General features: G+C 63.6%; 20 protein-coding genes. 11 read left to right on the top strand and 9 right to left on the bottom strand.

Going from position 1 to position 22,126, the window contains the following annotated elements:
• Positions 1–6 precede the first annotated feature (6 nt).
• From C3F42_RS26640 to C3F42_RS26660, 5 genes are read left to right on the top strand one after another with little or no spacing between them, the layout of a single operon-like run.
• A complete protein-coding gene (locus C3F42_RS26640) occupies positions 7–1,653 on the top strand; it encodes an AMP-binding protein (protein WP_023629453.1) in 1,647 nt (548 codons plus the stop codon).
• Between the two features lie 14 nt (positions 1,654–1,667).
• The gene (locus tag C3F42_RS26645) at positions 1,668–2,435 is read left to right on the top strand and encodes an SDR family NAD(P)-dependent oxidoreductase (RefSeq protein ID WP_023629454.1); all 768 of its coding nucleotides are present in this window, start codon (positions 1,668–1,670) and stop codon (positions 2,433–2,435) included.
• 11 nt (positions 2,436–2,446) lie between these two features.
• Positions 2,447–3,640, top strand: a complete 1,194-nt coding sequence (locus C3F42_RS26650) for an acetyl-CoA C-acyltransferase (RefSeq protein ID WP_038706473.1) — start codon at positions 2,447–2,449, stop codon at positions 3,638–3,640.
• 8 nt (positions 3,641–3,648) lie between these two features.
• Positions 3,649–4,776, top strand: a complete 1,128-nt coding sequence (locus tag C3F42_RS26655) for an acyl-CoA dehydrogenase (RefSeq protein WP_038706472.1) — start codon at positions 3,649–3,651, stop codon at positions 4,774–4,776.
• Positions 4,777–4,789: 13 nt separating this feature from the next.
• Complete coding sequence (locus C3F42_RS26660) at positions 4,790–5,563, top strand: enoyl-CoA hydratase (RefSeq protein ID WP_038706471.1); 774 nt, start codon at positions 4,790–4,792, stop codon at positions 5,561–5,563.
• A 30-nt stretch (positions 5,564–5,593) separates the two neighbouring features.
• On the opposite strand, the gene C3F42_RS26665 is transcribed toward C3F42_RS26660, so the two are convergent.
• On the bottom strand, positions 5,594–10,141 hold the full coding sequence (locus C3F42_RS26665) for a hypothetical protein (protein ID WP_158659597.1): 4,548 nt from the start codon (positions 10,139–10,141) through the stop codon (positions 5,594–5,596).
• A 356-nt stretch (positions 10,142–10,497) separates the two neighbouring features.
• On the opposite strand from C3F42_RS26665, the gene C3F42_RS26675 reads away from it, so the two are divergent.
• From C3F42_RS26675 to C3F42_RS26685, 3 genes are all read left to right on the top strand, one after another.
• A complete protein-coding gene (locus C3F42_RS26675; protein ID WP_023629711.1) occupies positions 10,498–10,902 on the top strand; it encodes a TraR/DksA family transcriptional regulator in 405 nt (134 codons plus the stop codon).
• 161 nt (positions 10,903–11,063) lie between these two features.
• A complete protein-coding gene (locus C3F42_RS26680; RefSeq protein WP_094012093.1) occupies positions 11,064–12,659 on the top strand; it encodes a methyl-accepting chemotaxis protein in 1,596 nt (531 codons plus the stop codon).
• A gap of 115 nt (positions 12,660–12,774) precedes the next feature.
• Positions 12,775–12,969, top strand: coding sequence for a hypothetical protein (locus tag C3F42_RS26685; RefSeq protein WP_094012104.1), 195 nt, complete (start codon positions 12,775–12,777; stop codon positions 12,967–12,969).
• A 5-nt stretch (positions 12,970–12,974) separates the two neighbouring features.
• Here the strand turns inward: C3F42_RS26685 and C3F42_RS29505 are convergent, their stop codons facing one another.
• A complete protein-coding gene (locus C3F42_RS29505; RefSeq protein ID WP_123902486.1) occupies positions 12,975–13,262 on the bottom strand; it encodes a hypothetical protein in 288 nt (95 codons plus the stop codon).
• A gap of 210 nt (positions 13,263–13,472) precedes the next feature.
• Here C3F42_RS29505 and C3F42_RS26695 point away from each other — a divergent pair, with 210 nt between their 5' ends.
• A complete protein-coding gene (locus tag C3F42_RS26695) occupies positions 13,473–13,943 on the top strand; it encodes a hypothetical protein (RefSeq protein WP_038706469.1) in 471 nt (156 codons plus the stop codon).
• Positions 13,940–14,149: a hypothetical protein gene (locus C3F42_RS26700; protein ID WP_094012094.1), complete on the top strand. Its 210-nt coding sequence runs from the start codon at positions 13,940–13,942 to the stop codon at positions 14,147–14,149. The genes C3F42_RS26695 and C3F42_RS26700 overlap by 4 nt, the downstream gene beginning before the upstream one ends.
• A gap of 3 nt (positions 14,150–14,152) precedes the next feature.
• Here C3F42_RS26700 and C3F42_RS26705 read toward each other — a convergent pair whose 3' ends face one another.
• The 7 genes from C3F42_RS26705 to C3F42_RS26735 form a co-directional block, all read right to left on the bottom strand.
• Positions 14,153–14,518: a Na+/H+ antiporter subunit G gene (locus tag C3F42_RS26705; RefSeq protein WP_023632580.1), complete on the bottom strand. Its 366-nt coding sequence runs from the start codon at positions 14,516–14,518 to the stop codon at positions 14,153–14,155.
• Positions 14,515–14,793, bottom strand: coding sequence for a K+/H+ antiporter subunit F (locus C3F42_RS26710; protein ID WP_023632581.1), 279 nt, complete (start codon positions 14,791–14,793; stop codon positions 14,515–14,517). Before C3F42_RS26710 ends, C3F42_RS26705 begins: the two co-directional genes overlap by 4 nt.
• Positions 14,790–15,278, bottom strand: coding sequence for a Na+/H+ antiporter subunit E (locus C3F42_RS26715; RefSeq protein ID WP_094012095.1), 489 nt, complete (start codon positions 15,276–15,278; stop codon positions 14,790–14,792). Before C3F42_RS26715 ends, C3F42_RS26710 begins: the two co-directional genes overlap by 4 nt.
• Positions 15,275–16,954 (bottom strand): monovalent cation/H+ antiporter subunit D, encoded by a 1,680-nt coding sequence (locus tag C3F42_RS26720; RefSeq protein ID WP_094012096.1) that lies wholly within the window; start codon positions 16,952–16,954, stop codon positions 15,275–15,277. The genes C3F42_RS26715 and C3F42_RS26720 overlap by 4 nt, the downstream gene beginning before the upstream one ends.
• On the bottom strand, positions 16,951–17,295 hold the full coding sequence (locus tag C3F42_RS26725; RefSeq protein ID WP_023632557.1) for a Na+/H+ antiporter subunit C: 345 nt from the start codon (positions 17,293–17,295) through the stop codon (positions 16,951–16,953). Before C3F42_RS26725 ends, C3F42_RS26720 begins: the two co-directional genes overlap by 4 nt.
• Positions 17,295–20,201 (bottom strand): monovalent cation/H+ antiporter subunit A, encoded by a 2,907-nt coding sequence (locus C3F42_RS26730; RefSeq protein WP_038706466.1) that lies wholly within the window; start codon positions 20,199–20,201, stop codon positions 17,295–17,297. Before C3F42_RS26730 ends, C3F42_RS26725 begins: the two co-directional genes overlap by 1 nt.
• A gap of 332 nt (positions 20,202–20,533) precedes the next feature.
• Positions 20,534–21,478 carry a DMT family transporter gene (locus C3F42_RS26735; RefSeq protein ID WP_094012097.1) on the bottom strand — a complete coding sequence of 315 codons (945 nt, stop codon included), beginning with the start codon at positions 21,476–21,478 and terminating at the stop codon, positions 20,534–20,536.
• 84 nt (positions 21,479–21,562) lie between these two features.
• On the opposite strand from C3F42_RS26735, the gene C3F42_RS26740 reads away from it, so the two are divergent.
• Positions 21,563–22,126: a helix-turn-helix domain-containing protein gene (locus C3F42_RS26740; protein WP_094012098.1), complete on the top strand. Its 564-nt coding sequence runs from the start codon at positions 21,563–21,565 to the stop codon at positions 22,124–22,126.

Raw genomic sequence — 22,126 nt, forward strand, 5'->3', positions numbered from 1 at the left:
CCGACGATGCGTGATTACGCCGAGGCTGTTCGTGTGTTCGAGTATGGCGAAGCTGTTGCGACAGCGCTGCATGGCAACCTCGAAGCACTCAATGCCTGTGTCGAATGCTGTGACCGACATGTCGGCAGCGGCAGGCTGGCGCTGCTGCACGAGGACCGCGATGGCAACAGCAGCCGTTACAGCTTCGATCAGTTGCAATCCCTTGCGGTCCGCTTCGCCAATGTACTCAAGGCTCAAGGAGTGGGTGCCGGGGACCGGGTAGCAGGGCTCATGCCGCGCACGGCCGAGCTGTTGGTCACGGTGCTTGCCACATGGCGCCTCGGGGCAGTGTATCAACCGTTGTTCACTGCTTTCGGTCCCAAGGCCATCGAGCACCGTCTGGCGCAATCCCGCGCCCGCGTCGTTGTGACCGACAGCCTTAACCGTTGCAAACTGGACGATGTGCACGGCTGCCCGACCATCATCACGGTAAACGCCCGCAGTGGCGAACTGGACTTTCAGCAATGCATGGACAGCGCATCGCAGGTTTGCGAGCCGGTCATGCGCTCGGGCAGCGACCCGTTCCTGCTGATGTTCACCTCCGGCACCACCGGCCCTGCCAAACCGCTGGAAGTGCCGTTGCGCGCCATCGTCGCCTTCCAGGGCTACATGCGCGATGCCATCGACCTGCGCCCAGAAGACAACTTCTGGAATCTGGCCGACCCAGGATGGGCCTATGGCTTGTACTACGCCGTGACCGGTCCCTTGTCGCTGGGCCATGCCACCACGTTCTACGATGGCCCCTTCAGCGTCGACAGCTGCGCCCGGGTGATCGACAAGCTGGGTATCACTAACCTGGCCGGCTCTCCCACCGCATTTCGCCTGCTGATTGCCGCCGGCGAGCAGTTCTCGGCACCTGTCAACGGGCGCCTGCGGGTGGTCAGCAGTGCCGGTGAGCCGCTCAACCCAGAGGTGATCCGCTGGTTCGCCGAAGAACTGGGGGTCACCATCCACGACCATTACGGCCAGACCGAGCTGGGCATGGTGTTGTGCAACCACCATGGTTTGCGACATGCGGTGCACATGGGGGCGGCCGGTTTCGCCATCCCCGGCCATCGCATCGTGGTACTGGACGAGCAGGGGCAGGAACTGCCAGCCGGACAGCCGGGCATCCTCGCTGTCGATCGCGAGCAATCGCCGTTGTGCTGGTTCGCTGGCTACCACGGTCTACCGACCAAGGCCTTTGTCGGCAAGTACTACCTCAGCGGCGACACCGTCGAGTTGAACCCGGAAGGCAGCGTCAGCTTCGTCGGGCGCAGTGACGATGTGATCACCACCTCCGGCTACCGAGTAGGCCCGTTCGATGTAGAGAGCGCGTTGATCGAGCACCCCGCAGTGATCGAGGCGGCGGTGATCGGTAAACCGGATCCGCAGCGCACTGAGCTGATCAAAGCCTTCGTGGTCTTGGCCGCCGGCTATCAAGGCAGCGCCGAGCTGGAAGAGGACCTGCGTCAGCATGTGCGCCAGCGCTTGTACGCACATGCCTACCCCCGTGAAATCGAATTCGTCAGCGAGCTGCCCAAGACCCCAAGCGGCAAGCTGCAACGCTTCATCCTGCGTAACCAGGAAGTCGCCAAACAACAAGCGCAACAGATCACCCCTGTCAGCGCCTGAAAGGAAAGCCGATCATGCAACTACTGAACAAGCACTTCATCGTCAGCGGCGCCGCCTCTGGGCTGGGTGCCGCTACTGCGTCCATGCTGGTCGAGGCTGGTGCCAAGGTCATGCTGGTCGACCTCAATGCCCAGGCCGTCGAAACGAAGGCGCGCGAGCTGGGTGACCATGCCCGCTTCGCGGTGGCCGACATCAGCGACGAACAGGCCGTACAAGCCGCAATCGACGCCGCCGTTGGTGCCTTTGGCAGCCTGCACGGGGTGGTCAACTGCGCAGGCATCGTCGGTGCCGAAAAGGTCCTGGGCAAGAATGGCCCGCACGCCCTGGGCAGCTTCGCCAAGGTCATCAACGTCAACCTGATCGGCAGTTTCAACCTGCTGCGGCTGGCTGCTGCGGCCATGGCCGAAGGGGCTGCGGACGAGGAAGGGGAGCGTGGCGTGATCATCAACACCGCCTCCATCGCCGCCTACGATGGGCAGATCGGCCAGGCGGCCTATGCCGCTTCCAAGGGCGCCATCGCCAGCTTGACCTTACCCGCTGCCCGTGAGCTGGCACGTTTCGGTATCCGCGTGATGACGATCGCCCCGGGCATTTTTGAAACGCCGATGATGGCCGGCATGACCGAGGAAGTACGTGCTTCGCTGGCCGCTGGCGTGCCGTTCCCGCCTCGCCTGGGCCGCCCTCAGGAATACGCTGCACTGGTCCGCCATATCATCGAAAACAGCATGCTCAACGGTGAGGTGATCCGCCTCGACGGAGCGCTGCGCATGGCTGCCAAGTAAGGAGATTGAACATGACCCTCGCCAACGATCCGATTGTTATCGTCAGCGCCGTGCGCACGCCGATGGGCGGCCTGCAGGGCGACCTCAAGAGCCTGACCGCGGCGCAACTGGGCAGTGCGGCGATCCGAGCCGCCGTCGAGCGCGCCGGTATCGATGCTGCCAGCGTCCAGGAGGTACTGTTCGGCTGCGTGCTGCCGGCTGGCCAGGGCCAGGCTCCTGCGCGCCAGGCAGCGCTCGGTGCCGGTCTGGACAAGCACACCACATGCACCACGCTGAACAAGATGTGCGGCTCGGGCATGCAGGCCGCTATCCTGGCCCATGACCAGTTGCTCGCCGGCAGCGCCGACGTGATCGTCGCCGGCGGCATGGAGAGCATGACCAACGCCCCCTACCTGCTGGACAAGGCCCGTGGCGGCTATCGCATGGGCCACGGCAAGATCATCGACCATATGTTCATGGACGGGCTGGAGGACGCGTACGACAAAGGCCGTCTGATGGGCACCTTTGCCGAAGACTGCGCGCAGAAGGGCGCTTTCAGCCGCGAAGCCCAGGATGCTTTCGCCATCGCTTCGCTGACCCGTGCCCAGGATGCAATCAAGAGCGGTCGGTTTGCGCCCGAGATCGTTGCGGTGGAGGTCACCGAGGGCAAGGACAAGCGGGTCATCAAGGACGACGAGCAGCCGCCCAAGGCTCGCCTGGACAAGATCCCGCAGTTGAAACCTGCCTTCCGCGAGGGCGGTACTGTCACTGCCGCCAACTCCAGCTCCATCTCCGATGGGGCCGCGGCGCTGGTCTTGATGCGGCGCTCCGAGGCCGAAAAGCGCGGCCTCAAGCCGCTGGCGCTGATCCATGGCCACGCTGCCTTCGCCGATACCCCGGCGCTGTTCCCCACCGCGCCGATCGGCGCCATTGACAAGCTGCTCGAACGCACTGGCTGGAACCTGGCCGAGGTGGACCTGTTCGAGATCAACGAAGCGTTCGCGGTGGTCACCCTGGCGGCGATGAAGCATCTCGACCTGCCCCACGACAAGGTCAACATCCATGGTGGCGCTTGCGCCCTGGGCCACCCAATCGGCGCTTCGGGTGCGCGGATCCTGGTGACCCTGCTGTCGGCGCTGCGCCAGAACAACCTGCGCCGTGGCGTGGCGGCCATTTGCATCGGCGGTGGCGAAGCGACGGCCATGGCCGTCGAATGCCTGTACTGAGGTGAACCATGTTGGTAACTGACGAGCAACAACAGATCGCCGACGCCGTGCGTGCGTTCGCCCAGGAACGGTTGAAGCCGTTCGCCGAGCAATGGGACAAGGAGCATCGCTTCCCGAAAGAAGCCATCGAGGAAATGGCCGGGTTGGGACTGTTCGGCATGCTGGTGCCGGAGCAGTACGGAGGCAGTGACACAGGTTACGTGGCTTATGCCATGGCCCTTGAAGAAATCGCCGCCGGTGACGGTGCCTGCTCGACCATCATGAGCGTGCACAACTCGGTGGGATGCGTGCCGGTCCTCAAGTTCGGCAGCGAGGCGCAGAAGCAGCAGTTCCTCGCGCCGCTGGCCAGTGGCGCGATGCTCGGCGCATTCGCCCTGACCGAGCCCCAGGCGGGTTCCGATGCCAGCAGCCTGAAGACTCGCGCCCGTCTGGAGGGTGGCCACTACGTGCTCAACGGCAGCAAGCAGTTCATCACCTCCGGGCAAAACGCCGGAGTGGTAATCGTCTTCGCTGTCACCGATCCGGACGCTGGCAAGCGTGGCATCACGGCCTTCATCGTGCCCACCGACTCACCGGGATACCAGGTGACACGCGTCGAGGACAAGCTTGGTCAACATGCCTCCGACACCTGCCAGATCGTTTTCGACAATGTGCGTGTGCCGGTGGCCAATCGCCTCGGAGAAGAAGGGCAGGGCTACAAGATAGCCCTGGCCAACCTCGAAGGCGGGCGCATCGGCATCGCCTCGCAGTCGGTGGGCATGGCCCGCGCCGCCTTCGAGGTGGCGCGCGACTACGCCAACGAACGGCAAAGCTTCGGCAAGCCGCTGATCGAGCACCAGGCCGTGGCCTTCCGCTTGGCCGACATGGCCACCAGGATCGCCGTGGCCCGGCAGATGGTGCTGCACGCCGCCGCCCTGCGCGACGCCGGGCGCCCGGCGTTGGTGGAAGCCTCGATGGCCAAGCTTTTCGCCTCGGAAATGGCCGAAAAGGTCTGTTCGGACGCCTTGCAGACCTTGGGTGGTTATGGCTATCTGAGCGACTTCCCGCTCGAGCGCATCTACCGCGACGTGCGGGTTTGCCAGATTTACGAAGGTACCAGCGACATTCAGCGCATGGTCATTGCGCGCAATCTTTGAAGGAGCAGTCTGCATGGCATTCGAAACCATCCTGTTGGACATCCACGGCAAGGTCGGCCTGATCACCCTAAATCGTCCGCAGGCGCTCAATGCGCTGAATGCGCAGATCGTTGGTGAAATCAACCAGGCCCTGGACCAGCTCGAGCGTGATCCAGACATCGGCTGCGTGGTGTTGACCGGCTCTGCCAAGGCTTTCGCTGCCGGCGCCGACATCAAGGAAATGGCCGAGCTGCAATACCCGCAGATCTACGTCGACGACCTGTTCAGTGACGCCGACCGCATCGCTAACCGGCGTAAGCCGATTATCGCCGCGGTGTCCGGCTTTGCCTTGGGTGGGGGCTGCGAACTGGCGATGATGTGCGATTTCATCCTCGCCGCCGACAATGCCAAGTTCGGCCAGCCGGAAATCAATCTTGGCGTGCTGCCGGGCATGGGCGGCACCCAGCGCCTGACTCGCGCGGTAGGCAAGGCCAAGGCTATGGAACTGTGCCTGACCGGCCGCTTGATGGGGGCAGAGGAAGCCGAACGCGCGGGCCTGGTAGCGCGCATCGTGCCGCAGGCCGAGCTGTTGGAGGAGGCACTGAAAGTGGCAGCGACCATTGCTGCCAAGTCCATCCCAGTGAGCATGATGGTCAAGGAGAGCGTCAACCGGGCGTTTGAAGTCACCCTGAGCGAGGGGGTCCGCTTCGAGCGCCGGGTGTTCCATGCCGCCTTCGCTACCGAGGACCAGAAGGAAGGCATGGCCGCCTTCATCGCCAAGCGCGAGGCGCAATTCAAGGACTGTTGACGGGGGGGCGGCCGCAGCCGCCCCTTTGGTCTAAAGGCTGAAGAAGTACTTGGCGGCGGCCGCGCTGGTAATCGGGGCACGGTATACATCCACGATGTTACCGCTGCCATCGCTGTAGCGCTGGCCTGGCATATGCCGTTGCGCTGCTGTCTTCAGGTGGCCAGCGGTGAAGTCTGTCTTGGCGGTGGTCGTCGATGGGTAGTGGAAGTGTGCGTACCACAGCACCTTGCCTTCGTGGCTGATGCTGTATTCGTCGAGAAAATCGGCTGGCCGCCCCTTGGCCCTGGCCAGTCGACTGCGTACCCCTTCGGCCCGCAACTGCACGAGCCCGTTATCCACCAGATACATGAGCTCAACCATGCGCGGTCTCTGCGTGAGTGCGGCTGACACGCGCAAGCGTGTAGCCGTTCCTTCCAACTCATCGGCCAGCCGCCGTAGGGATCCGGCGACCAGTTCGGCATCCTTGCCGCCATGAGCGTCGTCGGTTTCGTTGATCTCGGTCAGCCGTGCCTCGATGGCATCGACGCGTTCGAGCAGGCGGGTGCGTTGATAGAGCACGCTCTCCTGGAGCTCTACTGGCAGATAGCGACTTGACTGCGCTTGCAGGCTCGCCACCTCGTCGTGGGCCTGCGCAATCAATGCGTCGCTGTCCTTGAGAAGGCGTTTGAGACTCGACTGTGTTGAGCGGGAGGCGGGCTGGGAGGGCTTGAGCTCCACCCAGTCGCCATGCTTGAGGTGGTAGGTACGCGTGGGTGTCTTGTCGTCTGGGCCGGGAATATCGACGGTGTTGGCATCGTCGCTGCGTGGATCGGCCAGCAGAAGCCCATGTTCGTTGGTCTCGATCAGCCCGGGTACCTTCTTGCGCAGTTGCCCCAGGCTGCTGACCGGCGGATAGTCGGGCAGTTCTTTCAGGTCCTCGCGGTTTCGTTCCAGCAGCCAGTCGATTTGTTCATTCATCTGCCGCGCGGTCTGTAACGCCGCGCTGTCCTTGACCAGTGCCGTGAAGATTTGCAGTTGTCGGGATGCGGCCGTGAGGTGGCCGATAATGCTGCGCAGTAGTCTGGTGGTGATTTCGTCATCGGTGCTTGACAGCTTGAACAGTTTGGCTCGCTGAGCGATACCCAGTTCGAAGTTGCCCCAGAAGCGGTCTCTCCAGTAGCACGCTTCCTCGCTCAGGCCGTGTACCAGGGTCATGCGGTTGAGCAGTCCTTCAAGCCGCAGGAAGCGCAGGATCAGTTCCTGCTCCGGCGTTGCCGGCATGCTGACGGCGAAGTCCCGCCATCGCCGGATCTCGGGCTGGTGGGGGCTTGCCAGCTTGCTCAGTTCATCCTGGCAGTGACGCAAGCGTCGATTGTTGTCGATCATCCGGTCTATCAGGGGGGCCATTCTGTCCAGGCGGGCGGCGATGATACTGACGTCCCCGGGGGTGAGGACCTCGCCGGCCTGCTGGAGGCTGGCAGCGTTGAGCAATTGGTCTCGATCAGGGCGATAGCGCAGGTGCAGCACTTTGCGCAACAGGCGCTGGCAGAAACTCTCATGATACAGTGCGAAGGCGTGGACTTTTTTGAAGTCCTTCACTGGTTGCAATGTGTTGCGCTGTTTCAGATGCTCGATGTGTGTCGCCCAGAACTCCGAGAGGGTATCGAGCTTGTCCTGGCAGGTGTGCAGGCGGGCATCGTCGAGAGGGCTGGCGACCAGCTTCTCCAGTGTGGTCTGTTCCAGAATCCTGGCGTCGATGGTGTCCTTGTCGGCCTTGATCAGTTCGTTTGCAGTACGCAGGGCGCTCGCTTTTTGCAGCTGCAGCTTTCGGACCTGTGCGGACAGTGGCATGCCACCCTTCAGAGTGAGGCTCAGATCCAGTTGCCAGCGGTCTACTTCGTCGCGCCGTAGCCAGGGGCCTGGGGTTTCGTCAGGGCCAACGATGCGCAGTTGATTGCGAGGCAGGTCGAGCATGACCTGGTACACCTTGCCCTGCAGCACCGTGTAGAGCCTTGATTCATGCAGGTACAGGCCGCGCAGGTTGCTGCTGGGCAACGGTTCCCCGAGTACGGTGGTATCGATATCCGCCTGCAAGGCGTGCAGTCTAGTGCTTTGCGCAACAGTCAAAGTGCGGGTGGGGCGCCCCCAGCTGAAGTCGAGATGTATCGCAGAGACACCTTCTACCACGGCGGGCGCGGCTGGTTCCGGCGCTGTATCGATGGGTGGCGTGACCGACATCCCCAGTGAGCGTTCCTCACCATTTTCCTCTCTCAGGCGAGTATCAGCATGTGTAGCCAGCAGCATGACGATATTGAGCAGCAGGTTGACCCCTGCCTGCCAGTACCTTGAGGAATCCTGCCCGGCATCCGTTTCGATGAAATCGGCCAGTGCCACTTCCATCTGCGCCAGCCAGGCCACTTTGCCCAGTGCGCCTCCTGCGAGGGGAAGCAAGGTGTTGAACAGTAGTCCTCCCAGCTCTTTCCAGCGTGCCCAGCGGGTCTGCGCGCTCGTCCAGGCATGCTCTTCGAACTCATGGATCGATTCGTTGACGCAAGCCAGGTAGAGATCTGCGCCAAGGTCTTTGGAAGGTGCTTCGAATGTCAGTTCCACCGGCGCGGGCGTGCCGAACGGGACTGCACTGGTGTCATCCAGTGGTACGAACAGATGTGGCTCGAGGAAGCCACCGTGGGCATAGAATCTGCGGTCCTCGGCCGGAAGACGGTGCAGCAGGTCGTCCTGCACAGCGCCAGGGGTGCTGATGGCCACGAACAGCGCCAGCCGATCGGTGAAGTGCAGCAGGCTGTCCTGGTGCAGGGGGCGGTACAGCAGGCAACTGTTAGCGTTGGGTGAATAGGGCTCTATGAGCCAGGTGTTGCGTGGGTGATCCACTGTCGAGTCAGGTGCCTTGAGTAGACCCAGCGGTCTGATCACCCAGCGCTTCGGATCATTCTCGTCAGCGTCGCAGAACAACTGGCTGATGTGACTGACGACCTCCGGGTCCGGCAATTTCCCCCGTAGATACAGCTCTTGCGCCAGCGCCGGCAGTTGGCTGCCGAGTTGCGCCAAGAGTTGGCGCTGGCGCCACTCGCGCTGGCCGCTGTCATCCAGCAACTTGCTGCGCAGCATGGCTGGATAGGCGCTGGCGATATCCAGGTCTTCGACCACTTCGCGCAGGTAGCTTTCAGTCAGCCAGGTAGGCAAGGGCGCGGCATCATTGGAGTGCAGCTCCACCCGACCCGGTTTGAGCAAGCCGACATTGGCGATGGCCAGTCGGGCGAGAGAGAAGGTGACGGGGGTCACCTCGCCTATGCTGCCAAGTCCAGGAAGCCCGGCAGCGGCGCCAATCACCTGGTAGTTGATGATCCTGATCTGCTCAGGTTCGAGCGGATCGCCCGGGTGATCCGCAGCGAAGCGTGCGGCAAGTTTCCGGTTGGCGAACTCCACGGCGTTGTCGACCCCATCGAGCCAGAACTGCCCCTTGGAGGTATGGAGAGCCTGGGCGACGTCGAACAGCAGCGTGCTGTAGCGCAACAAGGGCTGGCTCCCCGCGTCGCGCAGCCAGTCGGGCAGTTGGGCCGACAACGTATTACGCGCTCTGGATTCGGTATTGCTGCACAGGTCCAGCATGGAGGTGAGCCTGTCCAGTTCCAGGTTCATATTGATGGCGTCAAGCTTGCTCCGATAGCTTGCGGCACGACTGTCGATGATGCGCAGTTGCTGCTCCAGAACGCCCAGCGCCATGCTTTCGAAGTCGCCTTGCGCGGGCGGGCCGATGCTGACTTTCCGGCACGCGGTTCGGGATCTTGCGGGCCAGTATCGAGCGATGGCCTGCAACAGGTCCTGGCGGGAGGGGAAAGCCAGGAGCTTGCCTGTCAGGCTGTAGAGAAGGGTCACCTTGCGCTCGGGATCGGCATCGCGGTGCTCGATCAACAGTGCGCTCGCCAGTTCGTTGTCCAGCATCCCGACCTCGGAGAAATCCACGGCAAGCTGCGAGACGCTCAAGCCACCTGTGTTCTGCCAATTTCGGTACCCGGAATCAGGTTGGCTATGCACCAGCCTGGCGATGACCAAGGCGAAATCAGACAGGCTGCCGGCGTTCTGATGGGCGTCGATGGCTGCCAGAAAGCGGTTGCGAAGGTCTTCGGCATACCATTGCCACGGGGTCTCACCCCTGGTGTCGAAGCGGCTCCAATGGGTCGCCAAGGATTGTTGGTACACATCGAGCAGAAACGGTGCAGTGTCATTGATCAGCAATTCCACTTGATGCAAGGGGATGTCCACCTGCCAGGCGGGATCAGCATCGACATGCGTAGTGAGGGTATCTTCGTCAATCGTCAGGTTGAGGGTCCGGCCCAGGCAATAGCGCTCGGTGAGCACATGCGACAAGGGGCGAACCCACAGGCTGTTGGAGCTTGATTGCCGGCTGGCGAGATAGAGCCCCGTTGGATCATGGGTATCGTCTGGCAGATAATGGAGCCATTGTGCTGCCAGGATATGCTCCGCAGCATCGAGCAATTCCGGACGATCGGCGAAGCGTCGGGCAACTTTGCATTGAAGCGTGCTGGAGCGGACAAAGCGTCGAGTTGTTGTGTCATTCATGGCCAGGCCTCCTATCTGATCGAGGCTGTATCAAGCGCGTTTGCGCTCGGCTCTGGTCATTAACCCGATACCTCCTGACGTTGCGACGCTTGCGAGCGGGGGTGGTTGCAGCCAATATTTATTACTACATATTTTTCTGTGCCTCGTCGTGAAGCGCAGGCAACGCACCAGTAGGCGGATTCCTGGCTGTTTCGGACAAATCCTCCGTCATTTATGTTGCCCGCTGCCGCCTGGCACCTTAGACTTCCGCCCCCTGTAAAAAGAGTGCCGGTTGGCGCTTGAAGAATTTCGCCGTCGACGCCGTCGCGTCGCTGGCACCCGAATCGCCCATATGCACATTTTTCATAGAGAAATCGATGACCAAGGAACAGTTGCTGGCCATGTCGGCCGATGACTACATGAATGCCGAGCAGCTCGCATATTTCACCGCGTTGCTGCAGGCGATGAAAGTCGAAACCCACGAGCGCATCGAACTGAGCCGCACTGCTATCGAAAGCCTGGATACCCCGTCGGATCCCGCTGACGTGGCATCGGTCGAGGAAGAGCGCACCTGGCTGGTCAATGCCATCGACCGCGACCAGCGCCTGCTGCCGCAACTGGAGATGGCCTTGGACCGCATCACCGACGAAAGCTTTGGCTGGTGCGACGACAGTGGTGAGCCGATTGGCCTGAAGCGCCTGTTGATCAGCCCGACTACCAAGTACTGCATCGAAGCCCAGGAGCGTCACGAACAGCTCGACCGCCACCAGCGGCAGATCTGATCCAACGCCTTGCGCAAGGCCCCATGGAGCGATCCCTGGGGCCTTCTTGCTTTCTTGCCCTGCATCAACTGCGACCGTCTTGCCCCTCTGGAGGCATGGATAATGGCGTTATAGTGGCGTTTAATGACGTCACAATAACGACACGCGGATGGACCACGAAGATGATGCGAGAAGGATCTCTGTCAGCCGTTGAAACACCTCGACCTGAGCCTTGCCAAACGGGTGCTGGCGTTGCCCTGTTGCAGGGTGTTGCCCTGTGCGCGCTGCTGGCCGCCATGGCCTATGCCGGGTTGGCGTTGTACCTGGTCGTGCCCCTGGCGCTGCTGGTGCTGTGGCTGCCGCGTGGACGGCGTGCGCCAGTGCCTGCGGTTACGCCCACCGCGCAGGACGATGGCCTGCTGCAAGAGCTCGCGCGCGGCACCAGCCACAATGCCCTGTCCGCCGCCGCAGTGGCCCATTCGGTGCAGCAGCTGGCGGCGCGGGTACAGTCGCAACTGGGCGCGGCCCAGGAGATCGTCGGCAGCGCCGAGATCATGATCACCACCGAGCAGGCCACCGCCCAGCTCAGCCAGCAGGCCCTGACCGCCGCACGTGCGGCCCATGACAGCAGCGTCGCGGGCAGCGCCGTGCTGGGCGAGTCGATACAACGCATGCGTGACCTGAGCGAGCGGGCCAGTGCCAGCCGCGAGCTGATCGAGGCGCTGCACCAGCGTAGCGAGGATATCGCCCGGGTCACCCTGGTGATCCAGGCGATTGCCAGCCAGACCAATCTGCTGGCGCTCAATGCCGCCATCGAGGCGGCGCGCGCTGGCGAACACGGTCGTGGCTTTGCGGTCGTCGCCGATGAGGTGCGTGGCCTGGCTGGGCGCACCGCCAGTGCCACCGAGGAGGTCGGGCAGATGGTGGCCGACATCCAAGCGCGCACTGCCCAAGTGGTGGAACAGATCCGAGGGTTGGCCGATGAGCTGGGCGCCGGGGTCAAGCAGGTCGAGCATACTGGTGGGCAGCTGGCGCAGATCGCCGAGCTGGCGGCCAGTGTCGAAGTCCAGGTCAGCGAGATTGCCCAGGGCACGCAGACCAACCAGGCCCAACTCGACAACCTGTTCCAGGCCGTGGCCCAGGTGCGCGGTGATTTGTTGGTGAGTGACCAGCAGACTCGACACCTGGCCGAGGCGGCCGTGCAGATGGAGGGACAGGTCGAGAACATTAGCGAGCGCCTGGCCGAGGTGGGGCTGGATGCCTACCACCAGCGTGTCTTCGAACTTGCCCAGGCCGGTGCTCGGCAGATCAGTGAGCAGTTCGAGGCAGATGTCGAGAAGGGGCGGATCAGCCTGGACGATCTGTTCGATCGCCATTACCGACCGATCCCTGGCGTGCAGCCACAGCGCTTCACTACGCGCTTCGACCCTTACACCGATAGCGTGCTGCCACAGATCCAGGAGCCGCTGGTGCAGCACGACGGGCTGGTTTACGCCATCGCGTGTACGCAGCAGGGTTATGTGCCCACCCACAATAACGTCTTCAACCAACCCTTGACCGGCGACCCAGCACATGACACTGCGTACAGTCGCAGCAAACGCATTTTCGACGATCGTACCGGCAGTCGCTGTGGCAGTCATCAGCAGCGAGTCTTGTTGCAGACCTACACCCGCGATACAGGGGAACTGATGCACGACCTGTCCGTGCCTATCTTCGTCCAAGGTCGGCACTGGGGTGGGCTGCGCCTGGGCTACCGGCCAGATCCGGGGCTGGGTTGAGCGGATTTGTTGCCATTACTGCAATACAGCTGTACCAGGCGACGCTTTTTCCCCGGCAGGGCTGGTCGTATCATGCGCACATCGTTAGGTTGCTAATTAAATTCCGGAGGGAATGGTGAATAGCCAAGTCGATGTAGCCGCCATGATCGGCACCGGTGTGCCGCGATCAATGCAGGCCGTAGGTAAACGGGTATGCTGGGTGGTGTTGGTCGATGGCGAGCGCCGTGGCACGGCGTTCGCCAGCCGCGCCGAAGCACTGGAATGCCGGGCTGCCTGGCTGGCCCAGCTGCAGCGGTGCAGCGCCGCCTGAAAGATTCAGCGCTCGAAATGCCGGGCCAGTGCGCAGGCCTGTTTGTGGCACTGGCGAAATCCCCTTACGCGCCCGGTATCGCGCTCGGCAATGTGGTAGAACGCGTTGCCTGCGGGGATGACGATATAGCGAGGCATTTCCCGATCAGAAATATTACGTGCCTCTCGACGGGTTTCGGTGTTTTCGTGCATATTTGCTCTCCTGTAATGCGCGACTGAAGACCAGCATTCCTTTCTGGCCAAAGAACTGGCGTTGTTTGTCGCATCTTTTCCGGCATTTTTGCTGTCGGACATTACGTTTCCTTTGCGGAATCAAGCCGAAGCTTACTTCGCGTCGCCGGGCGGTGGCTGGGTGAATCACTTCCTGGTTGCGCCTGCGCCGTTGCGCGAGGACGCTTTGATGCTTGTTTCACGGTCCTGCGGACCATGACTAAACAGTGCCTGCCACCTGACGCCTGCGGTGTCCGTGGCGTGGCCGTTGCAATCGATGTGAGGAGCCTTTCATTGGCAGTCAGTACACTGGATACCCATGCGTTGTTCGCCTTGGGCGACTTGCGCGCCCAACTGGTCAAACTGTTCCACGGGCGTTTCATCTATGTCACCGAGCAGAATCCGGAAGGCCTGTACATGGCCGAAATCGACACCGAAGACGCCATGGTGGTCGATGACAAGCAGCGCCTGGAACTGAAAGTAGGCGACCACTTCCGTGCCGCGGTGCTGCCCAGCCGCGAAGGTGGCAAGCTGGAGTTGCGTTTTCGCGAGATCAAGCTGAACGTCTATGGCCAGGGCGACTACGCCTTCGTCTCGGTACCGGAAGGCGAAGGTATCGTGTTCCGCGACGGGCATGGCGTGATGCTGGTGTTCGCTGCCCAGCAACAGGTGCAGGAAGGCCTGGGCAAGTTGCTCAAGGCCGTGACTGGCAAGGTCGCCAAATGGCGCAAGGGCGAGTTGACCACTTTCAAGGCCAGTGAATGAGCGGCGAGCCCAGCGCGGGCTCGCGGGCAGACTTTCACCGCGAGCACCAGGCGCGTGCGGTGGAGGAGGCCGAGCGCCTGCTGGCGCGCCGGGAGGTGCTGCAAGGCGCCTGGCTGGCCTGGGTTGCAGGCGAGCTCTACCAGATGAGCCCGCCGCCGTTTGCCTCTATGGTACGCCGCGAGTTGCAGCGCCTGAGCCAGGCATGAGCCTCAGTTGCCGCGGTCACGCCCGCTGCTGACTTCCTCGGGTACGTGTTCACCCGAGGTGCGTTTGCGAAACAGCGCGGCCCTGGCCAGAAGCAGCGTGGTCACCGGCACGGTGATCGACAGCAGGATCGGGATCAGCCACGCATGCAGCACCGGGCTCTGCTTGAGCACCGAGAAGTACAGGATCGAGGCCGCCGCCACGCACCACGCCCCGATGGTCGAAGCCAGCGCGGGCGGGTGCATGCGCTGGAAGAAGTCTTTCAGACGAACCAGCCCGATGGCGCCGATCAGGGCGAACAGGCTGCCCAGCAGCAGCAGCGTGGATACCAGCAGTTCCAGCCAGAACGGCAGTACGATAGCTTCGTTCATTCGATCACCTCGCCACGCAGCAGGAATTTGGCCAGGGCGAACGAGCCGACGAAGCCGAACAGGGCGATCAGCAGCGCGCCCTCGAAGTAGGTGTCACTGGCGTAGCGAATACCCAGTACCAGCATCATCAGCATGCCCAGGATGTACAGGTAGTCCAGTGCCAGCACGCGGTCTTGGGCGGACGGCCCGCGGAACACCCGGATCAGTGCCAGGCCCATGGCGATGGCGAAGATGAACAGGCTGGCGAGGACGGCATAAGCAAGCAGGCCGCTCATTCGAAGATCTCCCTCAGCGGACGTTCATAGGTGTGCTTGAAGTGTTCGATGAAGGCCTTTTCGTCTTCAAGGTCGAACACGTGCAGCAGCAGTACGCTGCGATCCAGTGCCAGTTCAGACCAGACGGTGCCGGGCACCACCGTAGTGATCATCGACAACGCTGCCAGGCCATGGGCATCGCGCAGATCCAGCGGGATGTGCACGAACGCCGAGCGCGGTGGAGTACTGCCCGCGCGCAGGACGCCACGAGCCACCAGCAGGTTGGAATGGATCACGTCGAGGCCTACCCGGCCAATCAGCTTGGCGATTGCCCATGGGCGGCGCACGTGGGCGTGCTGCGGGCGCAGCGGGGCCATCAGGATTGGCGCGAGGATGCCCAGCACGGCACCCAGCAGCAGGTTGCCCGGGCTGACCGAGAGGTTGAGCAGCAACCATAGTACGAACAGTGCGACGGACAGCAGCGGCGCAGGGAACAGTCGGCTCATGGCTGCGCCTCCGCGCTGAGGGTGGTCGGGCCGGGCAGTGGCCGGGTGGCCATCACCGCCTTGACGTAGGCCTCCGGCGTGCTCAGGCTCGCGGCGGTGTCCTGGGTGTAGCGCAGCAGCGGCTCAGCCTTGAGGCTGAGGAAGATGCACAGGCCCAGGAGAATGACGATAGGCACGCATTCATAGCGACGCAGCACCGGCGAGGGGCGCTCCTCGGGCTTCCAGAAGCGCTGGATGCCCACCCGGCCGAAGGCGATCAGCGAGGCCATGCCCGACAGCACCAACAGGGTGACCAGGGTCCAGCCCGCGACGCCCAGCGGCTGCTCTGGGCTGACGCCCATGCCTTGCGGGTTGAACAACGCGCTGATCAGGTTGAGCTTGCCGATGAACCCCGACAGGGGCGGCATGCCGATGATCAGCAGGGCGCAGGCGATGAAGGCAAGGCCGAGGAAGGCCATGGTCCAGGGAATGATCTGGCCGATCACCACCTGCTGCTCGTCGTCCAGGTTGATGCCTTTGGGTGGGTGCAGCGACTCCAGCGGCGAAGGCATTGCGCCTTCTTCATCTTCCAGCGGCGCCTCGTTGGCCGAGCGCGAACGCTCCACCAGCTCGGCCAGCAGGAACAGCGCGCACAGGGCCAAGGTGGAACTGGCCAGGTAGAACAGCGCGGCGCCGGTGAGGATCGGCTGGCCGAAACCGACGGCGGCCAGCAGCGTGCCCGCGGACACCAGGATGCTCAGCGCCGCCAGGCGCTCCAGACGCTGCGCCGCGAGGATCGACATGGCCGCCACGGCCAGGGTCGCCAGGCCACCATAGACCAGCCACTCACCACCGAAAAATGCCGAGGCGCCGGCCTGGCCGGAAAACAGCAGCGTCCACAGGCGCAGGATGGCGTACAACCCGACCTTGGTCATGATCGCGAACAGGGCGGCGACCGGCGCGCTGGCCGATGAATAGGCCGGTACCAGCCAGAAGTTCAACGGCCAGACCCCGGCCTTGGCCAGGAAGGCGATGGCCAGGATCGCCGCGCCGGCATGCAGCAGGCCACGATCGGCTTCAGGTACCAGCGGTACTTTCAGTGCCAGATCGGCCATGTTCAGGGTGCCGGTCACGCCGTAAAGCATGGCCGCGCCCACCAGGAACAGCGACGAGGCGAACAGATTGATGGCGATGTAGTGCAGCCCGGCCTTGACCCGTGCCCGCCCGGAGCCATGCAGCAGCAGGCCGTAGGAGGCCGCCAGCAGCACCTCGAAGAACACGAACAGGTTGAACAGGTCGGCGGTGAGGAAGGCGCCGTACAGGCCCATCAGCTGGATCTGGAACAACGCGTGGAAGCTGGCGCCAGCACCGTCCCAGCGGGCCCGGGCGAACAGCAGAGCGCTCAGGCCGATGATGCCGGTCAGCGTCAGCAGCAGCGCCGACAGGTGGTCGACCACCAGGGCGATGCCGAACGGTGCCGGCCAGTTGCCCGGCAGATACACGCCGATGGATTCGGCCTGGCCCTGTGTGCGTACCCACATCAGCAGGGTGACGGCGATGCCCAGGCCAAGGCTGGTGGACAGCAGGTTCAGGCGCGCCTTCAACCAGCGGTGCTTTTCGCCGATCAGCAGCATCAGCGCCGCGGTGAGCAGCGGCAGCAGGATCGGCGCAATGATCAGTTGATTCATCCCGCTCATTCGTCACGCTCCCGCCCATCGACGTGGTCGGTGCCGGTCAGCCCACGGGAAGCCAGCAACACTACAAGGAACAACGCGGTCATGGCGAAGCTGATGACGATGGCGGTCAGCACCAGCGCCTGGGGCAGCGGGTCGGTGTAGTGCAGCAGGTCGTGGGGCACGCCGTCCTTGATGATCGGCTCCTTGCCGATGAACAGGCTGCCCATGCTGAAGATGAACAGGTTGACGCCGTAGGACAGCAGGCACAGGCCCATGATCACCTGGTAGGTACGCGGGCGCAGGATCAGCCAGACCCCCGAGGCGGCGAGCACACCGATGGCGACTGCAATGACTTCTTCCATCAGGCGGCTCCTGCTTGGCTGGACTTGGCGGGGCGGTAGGCACGCACCGACTGGTGGGCCAACGCGGTGAGGATCAGCAGGGTCGAGCCGACCACCACGGTGTACACGCCGATGTCGAAGAACAGCGCGCTGGCCACATGCACGTCACCCAGCAGCGGCAGGTGCAGGTGGGCGGTGTGGGTGGTGAGGAACGGGTAGCCGAGCAGCATCGCCCCGGCACCGGTTAGGGTGGCGCAGAGCAGGCCGGTGCCCATCCAGCGCAGTGGGCGCAGGCTCATCTGCGCCTCGACCCACTGAGTGCCGGCGACCATGTACTGCAGGATGAACGCCACCGACATCACCAGGCCCGCGACGAAACCGCCGCCGGGCTGGTTGTGGCCGCGCATGAACAGGTACATCGACACCAGCAGGGCGATCGGCAGCAGCAGGCGCACCAGGGCGGCCGGCACCATCATGAAGCCCAGCGCGGTGTCTGTGGCATGGCGCGGGTTGACCAGGTCGGTGACCACGTCCGGTGCCAGCTGGCGCTGCTGTGCCGGCAACTGCATGCTCTCCTTGGGCGGGCGGAAACGGCGCAGCAGGGCGAACACGGTCAGCGCCACGGCCACCAGCACGGTGACCTCACCGAGGGTGTCGAAGCCACGGAAGTCAACCAGCATCACGTTGACCACGTTGGTGCCCCCGCCCTCCGGCAGGGCGCGGCTGAGGAAGAACGAGGAAATGTCGTTGGGCGTGGGGCGGGTGAGCATGGCGTAGGACAGCAGGGCCATGCCGCCGCCGACCAGCACCGCCAGCAGCAGGTCGCGCAGGCGGCGCAGGCGGGCACGGTCCTGGCTGCCCGGCAGTGGCGAGACGCCTTCGATTCGTCGCGGCAGCCAGCGCAGCCCGAGAAGGATCAGCACGGTAGTCACCACTTCGACCGCCAGCTGGGTCAGGGCCAGGTCAGGCGCGGAGAACCAGACGAAGGTGATGCAGGTCATCAGGCCGCAGACGCCGACCATGATCAGCGCCGCGAGACGGTGGTACTTGGCCTGGTAGGCGGCGCCGATGGCGCAGGCGATGGCGATCAGCCACAGCGCGACGAAGACCCCGGAGCCGGGAATTTTCGGCCGCTCGCCCCAGCTCAGGCCGCTGTACAGCAGTGGCGTCAGGCCGGCGATGAAGGCTGCCAGCACCAGCATGAACAACTGCGTCTGCAGGCGGCGGGTGGTCAACAGGCGCTCGAGATGCCGTGCAAGCAGCATCAAGCGGACCAGGCCATGCTCGAACAGGCGCTTGCCATTGAAGCGCTCGATCAGCGGCGGGTGGGGGAAACGACCGCGCTGCAGCTGCTTGCGCAGCAGCAGGTAGAGAACGATGCCGCCGCTCATGGCTATCAGGCTCATGATCAACGGCGCATTCCAGCCGTGCCAGATGGCCAGGCTGTACTCCGGCAGGGTGCCGCCTACGACCGGCAGCGCGGCGGCGGCCAGCAGTGGGCCGACCGATTGTGCCGGGAAAATGCCGACCACCAGGCAGGTGAGTACCAGCAGTTCGACTGGCGCGCGCATCCAGCGGGGTGGCTCGTGGGGCGTGTGCGGCAAGTCGTCGGCCGTAGGGCCGAAGAACACGTCGACGGTGAAGCGCAGCGCATAGGCCACGCTGAAGGTACCGGCGAGGGTGGCGATCACCGGCAGGGCCGCTTCGACCCAGGCGGTTGAGCTGATGAACACGGTCTCGGCGAAGAACATCTCCTTGGACAGGAAGCCGTTCATCAGCGGCACCCCTGCCATCGAGGCACTGGCGACCATGGCCAGGGTGGCGGTAAATGGCACCAGGCGGAACAGGCCACTGAGACGGCGGATGTCGCGGGTGCCGCTCTCGTGGTCGATGATCCCCGCGGCCATGAACAGCGAGGCCTTGAAGGTGGCGTGGTTAAGGATGTGGAACACCGCGGCGACAGCTGCCAGCGGACTGTTCAGGCCCAACAGCAGGGTGATCAGGCCGAGGTGGCTGATGGTCGAATAGGCCAGCAGGCCCTTGAGGTCGTTCTGGAACATCGCGGCGAAGGCGCCGAGCAGCAGGGTGGCGGCGCCGGCGCCGCCGACAATCCAGAACCACTCCTCGCTGCCCGACAGCACAGGCCATAGCCGGGCGAGCAGGAACACCCCGGCCTTGACCATGGTTGCCGAGTGGAGGTAAGCCGAGACGGGTGTGGGCGCCGCCATGGCATGGGGCAGCCAGAACTGGAAGGGGAATTGCGCGCTCTTGGTCAGGGCGCCGATCAGGATGAGGGGCAGCAGCACCGGGTACAGCGCATGCTGGCGGATGATGTTGCCGGCAGCCAGGACCTTGTCCAGGTCATAGCTGCCGACCACATGGCCGAGCAGCAGTGCCCCGACCAGCAGGCACAAGCCGCCGGCCCCCGTGACCATCAACGCCATGTAGGCACCGCGGCGGGCGTCGGCGCGGTGGTGCCAGTAGCCGATCAGCAGGAACGAGAACAGGCTGGTCAACTCCCAGAAGAACACCAGCTGGAGCAGGTTGCCGGAGATCACCAGGCCGAGCATGGCGCCCATGAACGCCAGGAAGAAGGCGAAGAAGCGCGGCACCGGGTCCTGCGGCGACATGTAGTAGCGCGCATACAACGCCACCAGGCTGCCGATACCCAGCACCAGCAGGCTGAACAGCCAGGCGAATCCGTCCATGCGCAGGACCAGGTTCAGGCCCAGGCTGGGCAGCCACAGGAATTCCTCGCGAATCACCCCGCCATCGGCCACCTGAGGGTACAGCAACGCCACCTGGACGGTGCCGACCAGGGCCACGAGCCCGGCGAGAATGGACTCGGCGTTGCGTGCGTTGTGCGGCAGGACAGCCGCCAGGCAACTGCCCACGAAGGGCAGAAGCAATAGCACAATCAATGACATAGCGTTCTGTTCTGAGAAGTTTGCCAAGGATCATACGTGCCGGGGGGATGATCACCAACACGCAAGCAGTTGCAGGATCGTACAAATGTGCTGTGACAAGCTGTTTTTTTATAACAGTTTTTTACAAAGCATAGCGGGTGAGCGCGTAGCCGTGGGGCTGCTTTGCAGCCCCGAGGATGTGCAGGAGGGCTAGGCTCTGTATGAAAAGCCTTGATACTCGGTGATGCTGCGTTGAAAACAGCCTCGGAATGCTCATTTACAACCCGTAAACTCCGCTTCCTCGGCTGTTTTCGCCTTGCCTGACCTTCGTCTCAAGACTTTTCATACAGACCCTACAATCCCGTCTCGCGCTGACGCGCGTCATCGCCCGGCAACGCCTCGGCCTCATCCTGGCGACGAATCTTCAGCTCGCTCACCACCACCGCCAGCACTATCAGCACCCCGCCGATCAACGCCACGCCAGGCAAACGCTCGCCGGCAATCCGCCCGACAATGCCTGCCCATACCGGCTCGCCGGCATAGATCAGCGTGGCGCGGGTCGGCGAGACCGACTTCTGCGCCCAGTTCATCGCCACCTGGATCACCGCGCTCATGGCGCCCAGGCCCACCGCGCTGGCCAGCAGCAGCCAGGAGAAGTCGGGGAGCGGCTCCTGGGTAGGCACGATCATCAGGAACGATAGCGCCGAGGCGGTGGCCAACTGCACCACGGTGACCCGACGCACATCCACCTTGCCCGCGTAGCGGCTGATCAGGATGATCTCGCCGGCGATTGCCACGGCGCTGACCAGCGTCACCAGCTCGCCTTCGCTGAAGTGCAGCGCGCCGCCCTCGGGGCCGGCCAGCAGCATCAGCCCGGCGAAGGCCAGGCCGATGCCCAGGCTCGGCATCAGGCCCGGGCGGCGGCCCAGCACCAGCCATTGCAGCAAGGGCACGAAGGGCACATAGAGCGCGGTGATGAATGCCGACTGGCTGCTGCTGATGGTCTGCAGGCCCATGGTCTGCAAGCCGTAGCCGAGCATGATCGACACGCCGATCAGCACCCCGGCCTTGAGTTCGGTGGCGGTCAGCCCTGCCAGCGAGCGGGCCGACACCAGGCCGACGAACAGCGCGGCGGCAGCGAAGCGCAGGCCGACGAAGAACATCGGGCCACTGACGGTCATGACGTTGTGCACGATCAGGAAGGTACCGCCCCAGAGCATGGTGATGAACACCAGCACCAGTTCGGCCTTGCTCAGGCGGAAGGTGACGGCGGGCTTGCTGGGGGAGGCCTGGCTCATGGTCTTGCGCACTCAGAAGGGGCGGCGCACAATTCGCCGCAAAGTGGGCAGTATACTGCGCACCCCCTACCAGTGAGCAATATAGTGCACAAAGATTCCGAGCACCGGGCTTCGGTGCTGCAGCATGTCAGCCAGAATGTTCGCCGCCTGCGCGGTGACGCCGGCCTGAGCCAGGCCGCCCTGGCCGAACGCTCCGGGGTCAGCCGGCGCATGCTGGTGGCCATCGAGGCCGGCGAGAAGAATGTCAGCCTTACCACCCTGGACCTGATCGCCGAAGCGCTCGGGGTGGCATTCAGCACCCTGATCCAGGCGCCCGATCGCCGCGACACCAGCCGTATCGACGAGCTGGCCTGGGCCGGTGTGCACCCTGCCAGCCGCGCCGTGCTGCTGGGCAGCAGCCCGGCCCGGCGCGAGGTCGAGCTGTGGGAATGGACCCTCGCCCCCGGCGAGTGCTACGCCAGCGAGGCAGATGCCGCCGGCTGGAGCGAGCAGATCTATGTGGCCGAAGGCCGCCTGACGCTGGTCATCGAAGGCGGCGAGCAGCAGTTGGGCAAGGGCGAGTTCTTCGTCTTCCCCAGCGATTGCCGCTACGCCTATCGCAATGATGGCGAGGAGGCGGTGCGTTTCGTGCGCAATGTGGTGATCTGA

The sequence above is a fragment of the Pseudomonas sp. PONIH3 genome (assembly GCF_002934345.1).
Classification (GTDB): Bacteria; Pseudomonadota; Gammaproteobacteria; order Pseudomonadales; family Pseudomonadaceae; genus Aquipseudomonas; species Aquipseudomonas soli.

What these genes read in the sequence shown, in the direction of transcription:
- C3F42_RS26640 (WP_023629453.1), top strand. Translation starts at nt 7, where the DNA reads ATGCGTGATTACGCCGAGGCTGTTCGTGTGTTCGAGTATGGCGAAGCT.
- C3F42_RS26645 (WP_023629454.1), top strand. Translation starts at nt 1,668, where the DNA reads ATGCAACTACTGAACAAGCACTTCATCGTCAGCGGCGCCGCCTCTGGG.
- C3F42_RS26650 (WP_038706473.1), top strand. Translation starts at nt 2,447, where the DNA reads ATGACCCTCGCCAACGATCCGATTGTTATCGTCAGCGCCGTGCGCACG.
- C3F42_RS26655 (WP_038706472.1), top strand. Translation starts at nt 3,649, where the DNA reads ATGTTGGTAACTGACGAGCAACAACAGATCGCCGACGCCGTGCGTGCG.
- C3F42_RS26660 (WP_038706471.1), top strand. Translation starts at nt 4,790, where the DNA reads ATGGCATTCGAAACCATCCTGTTGGACATCCACGGCAAGGTCGGCCTG.
- C3F42_RS26665 (WP_158659597.1), bottom strand. Translation starts at nt 10,141, where the DNA reads ATGAATGACACAACAACTCGACGCTTTGTCCGCTCCAGCACGCTTCAA.
- C3F42_RS26675 (WP_023629711.1), top strand. Translation starts at nt 10,498, where the DNA reads ATGACCAAGGAACAGTTGCTGGCCATGTCGGCCGATGACTACATGAAT.
- C3F42_RS26680 (WP_094012093.1), top strand. Translation starts at nt 11,064, where the DNA reads ATGATGCGAGAAGGATCTCTGTCAGCCGTTGAAACACCTCGACCTGAG.
- C3F42_RS29505 (WP_123902486.1), bottom strand. Translation starts at nt 13,262, where the DNA reads ATGTCCGACAGCAAAAATGCCGGAAAAGATGCGACAAACAACGCCAGT.
- C3F42_RS26700 (WP_094012094.1), top strand. Translation starts at nt 13,940, where the DNA reads ATGAGCGGCGAGCCCAGCGCGGGCTCGCGGGCAGACTTTCACCGCGAG.
- C3F42_RS26705 (WP_023632580.1), bottom strand. Translation starts at nt 14,518, where the DNA reads ATGAACGAAGCTATCGTACTGCCGTTCTGGCTGGAACTGCTGGTATCC.
- C3F42_RS26710 (WP_023632581.1), bottom strand. Translation starts at nt 14,793, where the DNA reads ATGAGCGGCCTGCTTGCTTATGCCGTCCTCGCCAGCCTGTTCATCTTC.
- C3F42_RS26715 (WP_094012095.1), bottom strand. Translation starts at nt 15,278, where the DNA reads ATGAGCCGACTGTTCCCTGCGCCGCTGCTGTCCGTCGCACTGTTCGTA.
- C3F42_RS26720 (WP_094012096.1), bottom strand. Translation starts at nt 16,954, where the DNA reads ATGAGCGGGATGAATCAACTGATCATTGCGCCGATCCTGCTGCCGCTG.
- C3F42_RS26725 (WP_023632557.1), bottom strand. Translation starts at nt 17,295, where the DNA reads ATGGAAGAAGTCATTGCAGTCGCCATCGGTGTGCTCGCCGCCTCGGGG.
- C3F42_RS26730 (WP_038706466.1), bottom strand. Translation starts at nt 20,201, where the DNA reads ATGTCATTGATTGTGCTATTGCTTCTGCCCTTCGTGGGCAGTTGCCTG.
- C3F42_RS26735 (WP_094012097.1), bottom strand. Translation starts at nt 21,478, where the DNA reads ATGAGCCAGGCCTCCCCCAGCAAGCCCGCCGTCACCTTCCGCCTGAGC.